4 protein-coding genes and 1 pseudogene are annotated in these 5,354 nt (G+C 75.8%); 4 read left to right on the top strand and 1 reads right to left on the bottom strand.

Annotated elements, in window-relative coordinates:
* From CCN56_RS45655 to CCN56_RS42740, 3 genes are all read left to right on the top strand, one after another.
* A partial coding sequence (locus CCN56_RS45655; protein ID WP_086831574.1) for an AAA family ATPase occupies positions 1-2,837 on the top strand: 2,837 nt, incomplete at its 5' end.
* 70 nt (positions 2,838-2,907) lie between these two features.
* A complete protein-coding gene (locus CCN56_RS33295; protein ID WP_086831575.1) occupies positions 2,908-3,120 on the top strand; it encodes a hypothetical protein in 213 nt (70 codons plus the stop codon).
* A gap of 32 nt (positions 3,121-3,152) precedes the next feature.
* Positions 3,153-3,383 (top strand): hypothetical protein, encoded by a 231-nt coding sequence (locus CCN56_RS42740; RefSeq protein ID WP_143664703.1) that lies wholly within the window; start codon positions 3,153-3,155, stop codon positions 3,381-3,383.
* On the opposite strand, the pseudogene CCN56_RS46010 reads toward CCN56_RS42740, so the two are convergent.
* A pseudogene (locus CCN56_RS46010) lies at positions 3,350-3,563 on the bottom strand (hypothetical protein); the annotation flags it as partial. The gene CCN56_RS42740 and the pseudogene CCN56_RS46010 overlap by 34 nt on opposite strands.
* Before the next feature lie 238 nt (positions 3,564-3,801).
* Here CCN56_RS46010 and CCN56_RS33305 point away from each other — a divergent pair.
* Complete coding sequence (locus CCN56_RS33305) at positions 3,802-5,232, top strand: FAD-binding oxidoreductase (protein ID WP_086831576.1); 1,431 nt, start codon at positions 3,802-3,804, stop codon at positions 5,230-5,232.
* The last annotated feature ends 122 nt before the right edge of the window (positions 5,233-5,354 follow it).

The following is a 5,354-nucleotide window of genomic DNA, read 5'->3' on the forward strand; positions in this document are numbered from 1 at the left end:
CCCGCTCCCGGCGGGAGCGGCTGGGTGAGCTCCGCGACCGGCTGCGGCTGGCCCGGGCGGCCGGGCTGCTCGACGAGAGCCCTGCGGAGGCCGCGGCCGTGGCGCGGGCGATCCTCGACGACAGCCCGACGGACGAGCGTGTCCATCAGCTTCTGATCGACGCCTATCTGCGGCAGGGCACACCGCGGCTCGCGGTCCGGCAGTTCCACCGCTGCCGGGAGGTCCTCGACACGGAACTGGGCATCCGGCCCGGACCGGAGACCGAGCGCCTCCACCTCCTCGCCCTGGGCGGGCCGAGCAGTGGCGTGACGGCGACCTCCCAGGGCGTCGCGCTGCCCGTCCCGCTGCGGGTCCCCGTACCGGCGCCGCTGCACGGCCGCGACGCCGCCCTCGCCGAACTGCGCACGCCCGGCGCGGCGCCGGTACACCTCCTGGTGGGCGAGGCGGCCCGCCGGGCCGCCGCGGACGGCGCACTGGTGTTGTGGGGAGCGGGCCACGAGGCGGAGGGGCGCACTCCGTACGGGGCGTTCGTGGAGGCCCTCGACGGCTGGCTCGCCGACCGGCCGGCGGCCGAACGGGCCGGAGTCGGCGCGGAGTACCCGGAGCTGACGGCCCTGCTGCCGTCGCTCGGCCGCACGGGCATCGACACCGCGCGCAGCCCCGAGGAGGAGGGGGACCGGCTGTTCGGCGCCACGGCCGCCCTGCTGCGGGACCTCGCGGCCACCACGCCCGTCCTCGTCGTGCTCGACGATCTGCACGCGGCTGACACGGGATCGTTCCAACTGCTCAGCCATCTGGCCCGGCGGGCGGCCGCCGGCCGCATCCGCTGGCAGTTCGCCGTCACCTGCCGGACCGGCGAGCTCGCCGAGACCGACCCCCGGCAAGCCGCCCTGGACGCACTGGAGCGGGCGGGCCTCGCCCGGCGGCTGCCGCTGGAACGCCTCGACCGCACCGAGTGTCTGGCGCTCGCCGCGCACGCCATGGGTCTGCCGCAGGGGGCGTCGGTCCCCGAGCAGGTCTGGGAGCTGTCCCTCGGCAATCCGCTGTTCGCCCTGGAGCTCGCCCGGGAGCTCGGCGAGCGCACCGACGTGCCCGACCGTGTCCACGCCCCTCAGGGGGTGCGCCAGTTGGTCGCGGGACGGCTGGCCCGACTCGCTCCCGCCGCCCGACGCGTGGTGGAGGTGGTCGCCGTCGCCGGCGGCACCGCCGCACTCTCCGAGGTCCTCGACGTCGCCGCGGGAATGCACCCTCCCGTCTCCGGCGCGGTGGCCGCCGAAGGCGCCGACGCCGCGGTCGCCGCCTCGGTGCTCGCCGACCGGGAAGTGGTCACCGGCGGCCGTACGATCCCGGGCCTGGCCTTCCGCCACCCGCTGGTCCAGCTCACCTGCTACGAGCAGCTGTCCGCCGCCCGGCGCAGGCTGCTGCACTCCGCGTACGCCGACGCGGTACGGCGCCGCAGCCCCGAGGCGGTGGACACCCTCGCGGCGCACCTCACGCGCGCCGGCGACCCGCGCGCCACCGGTTATCTGCGCCAGGCCGCGGAACGCGCCGCCGCCCTGTTCGCCAACGACACCGCCGATCACTACTACGCCGAACTGACCGGGCTCCTCGATTCGCTGGCCGGCGAGGCAGCCCTGGCCCGCATCGACCACAGCGCCGTACTGCAGCGGATGGGGCGCTACGAGGACGCCGCCGGGCTGCTCCGCGAGGCGGTGGACGACCTGCGCAGGCGCGGCGACACGGACGGCCTCGTCCTGGCCGCCGGTCGGCTGGCCGAGGTGCTCGCCCGGTCGGGAGCCGCCGCCGAAGGACTGGCCCTGCTCGACGCACACCCACCCGGTCCCGCCACCCCGCCCCGGGCGGCCACGGTCGCGCTTGCGGCCCGCGCCCTGATCTGTCTCGTCGTCGGCCGCTACGCCCAGGCGGTGACGGCCGCGCGCCGCGCCGAGGCGGCGGCCCTGCAGGTGACGGGCCCGGAACGGCGCGGGCTGCTGGCCCGAGCCCTCTCCCTGCAGGCCGCCTCGCTGGCCCTGGACGGCCGCTTCGCCGACGCGGGTCCGGTCGCCGACGCGGCCCTTTCGCACGCCGAGGCGTTCGGCGAGCCCCGGCTGCTGGGTTCGGTCCTTTCGGTGCAACGCGAGCAGGCCCGCCGTAAGGGGCGGCTGCGCGAGGCACTGAAGATCGGCGGCCGGGCCCTCACCCTCGCCGAACACGCCGGCGACCCGGCGGGCATCGCCTTCGAGCGGGCCAACCTGGCCGAGCTCCATCTGCTCCTTGACGAGCACGAGGAGGCATCGGCCCATGCGGCGGCGGCCGTGCGAGAGTCCGTGGCCGAGCCGTACTGGTCGACGCCGTACGCCCTGCACGCGGCGGCACGGGTCGCGATGCACGCGGGGGACGGCGACCCTGACGGCCTGCTCGACCGGGCGCTGTGCGCGGCGGTGGAGCACGGTGACCACCAGGCCCGGCGCGAAGTGCTCGCCGCACAGGCCGAGCGGCACATCCGGCAGGGCGATCCCGAGCAGGCGCTGACTCTGCTGGAGCAGGTACGTGCGGCCGGCGCGGCCCATCTCCTCGCCTGGGCGCACCTCGCGGCGGGCCACGCCCGGCAGGCGGCCGAACTCGCCCTGACCGAGGCCGAGCGAGCGGCCCGGGCCGGCGAGCACCTCGTGGAGACCGAGGCCCGGATCGTCCACGCGGCCGCCCTCGCGGCATTGGGGCACAGGCAGGAGTCGACGGACGGCTTCGCGGCCGCGACCCGCCTGGCGACGGAGCTGCCGTACCCGGCCGGCCTGCGATACGCCGAGTCCGCCGAGTCACGGTGCCGATCGCGCTGAGGCCCACCGGGGTCCAATGGCCCCCAGGCCGAGCGGCACCCACGCTCGGGACGAACGCCCGGGTCACCCGGTGCCGACCAGCAGCGCGGAGGGCGGAAGACCGCCGAACGCCACGACCGGCAGCGTCCAGGACATCGGCCACCGAGTCCTCGGCCGCCCCTGCGCCGGCACCGACCACGTGTTCCGGCTGAACGGACCGCGCGTCGAGGCCTCCTCCGGCCTGGACGAGGGACTCTTCGACCTCCTCGCCAAGGGGAGGGTGTTGATGGCCCTGCTTCGGTAGAGTCGGCGCACTGAAGGAACAGAGGAGCCCCGGTGCGCAGAAAAGACAGCGACGTCGATGGCCATGGTCAGTGGGCCGTGACCATCAGGTGGATGCAGGCCGTACTGTTCGGAGCCGTTGTCCTGCTGTTCGGATTCCGCATCTGGGAGCGAGAGCACGGCGGTGGTTCGAGCTCGATCGTGTTCGGGCTGATGGCCGCATCGGCACTGTCCATCGGCGTACTGGAACGCTATCGGGCGAACGCCGTCAAACGATCTCGGTGACTCGCCTTCCCGTCGGCTCGGGCCGCCGCTGACAGGGGCCGACCACCCGGCGGATGCCTTTCCCGCTGCGGATGCGAGCGCGTTCACGCCGTTCAGCGGCTGGGACGTCGCGGTGGCGGGCGTCGGCGTTGCGCCGGCGCAGGTAGCGTGCGGGGCCCGGGTCTGCACGGTGTGGTGGGGGCGGAGTTGGCGATGGTGAACTTCCAGTCCTGCGTGTCGTCCGCCGAACGGCCCGGTCCCGTCCTGGGCGTTGCCGGAGCCGCCCTCCCCCGGTGCCGCCGGCCGCGGGAGCCACCGAGGTGGTCGGCCGGCCCGCCGCGTTCCCTCCGCCGCCCTCTGCCCTCCTGCTGTTCCCCACCGCTGCCGTGTATGGGCGCTGCCGTGACGGGAAGGCTCGTACCAGCCTGGAGGGGGTGCCGTGACAGACGTGCTGGTAGTGGGGGCGGGGATACTGGGCCGTTCGGTCGCCTACGCACTGGCGCGCGCCGAGCCGGACGTACGCGTGGTGCTGTCGGGCCGGCGCGGCCCGGGGGCCTCGCAGGCGGCCGGGGCGATGCTCGGAGTCCTTGGCGAGGTCACCGCCGGCAGCCTCGACACCCGCCACGGCGAACTCCGCACGGCCATGGCCGTCGAAGCCGCCGCACTCTGGCCGGCCTGGCGGGCAGAGGTGCACGCGAGCACGGCCACGCCGGTCCGGGACGGATACGGCACGGGTACGTACGTCCTGCTCAACGCGGCATCGGGGAGGCTGGACGAGCAGGCGCTGGGGGCGATGCGCCGCACGGCCTCGCGCTTCCGGCTCCCCCTCGAGGACATCGACCCCGCCGAGGTTCCGGCACATCGGCCCCTGGACAACGACCGGGCGCTCCGTGCCGTCTTCCTCCCGGAGGAAGGGTTCCTGGACGCGAGGCGCTGGCTGGACGCGCTGGATTCGGCCTTGGCGGCCCTGCCGAACGTGCGGCGCGCGGGATCCGGCCGGCTGCGGGCGGCCGGGGCGGCGTACGAGCTGACCACCCGCGGGGGCCGGTTCCGGGCGCCTCGGGCCGTCGTCGCAGCCGGGGCGTGGACGAGCGGGCTGCTGGCCGGGATCGATCCGGAGCTGCCCGTCCTGCCGGTGGTCGCGGCGGAGGGTACGGCCGTCACCGTGCGTCCGCCCGAGCCCGCCCCACCGGTAGTGCTGCGTACGCCCAACCGCGCCTACGCCTGCGGGCTGCACGCCGTCCCGCAGGCCGACGGCGGCTGGTATCTCGGCGCGTCCGCCGCCCCCTCCCAGGAACCCGGCGCCGCCCCGACGGCCGGCGCGCTTCGCTTCCTGCTGGACGCCGCCGTCGGCCAGCTCCACCACGGACTGGCGACCGCCCGCGTCGACCGTGTCCACCACGGCAACCGGCCCGTCGGCCTGGACGGCCACCCGCTCCTGGGCTCCGCGGGCCTCCCCGGCCTGTGGGTGGCCTCCGGTACGCACCGCGACGGCCTGCACGCCTCGCCACTGATCGCCCGGGAACTCGCCGCCGAGATCCTGCACGGCCGCCCCAGCACCTGGCTGGCACCCTGGCGCCCGGACCGGGCACCGATCGCCGACCGGAGCTCCGCCGCGGCGATCGAGGAGGCGACGGCACACCATGCGGCGCTCGCGGCCGAGTCGCGGACGCGGCCACCGCTCACCGGCGACTGGCCGGGTCTGCTCACCGACGCCTACCGGCAGTTGATGGAACAGGTGTACGCGCGCATGCCCGAGGGCTACGTCCTGCCACCCGAACTGGCACCGCTCGGCTACGAGCAGGGCCCGGCCCTGGCCAAACTCGTCCAGACCCACCTCGATCGCAGGGCGGCACGCCCGGCGCCGTAGGCCGGCCGCAGGGTGCGGCCGCAGCGCCGGGGCAGGGCGGCAGCGAGACGCTCCGACCGACCCGAGGTCGTTCACACTTCCTCCTGCCCGGTGCCCGGCCGGCGGCCGGGCACCGGGCAGGA

Origin of the sequence: Streptomyces sp. NRRL B-24572 (assembly GCF_002156145.1) — a bacterium.
Lineage (GTDB): Bacteria > Actinomycetota > Actinomycetes > Streptomycetales > Streptomycetaceae > Streptomyces > Streptomyces vietnamensis.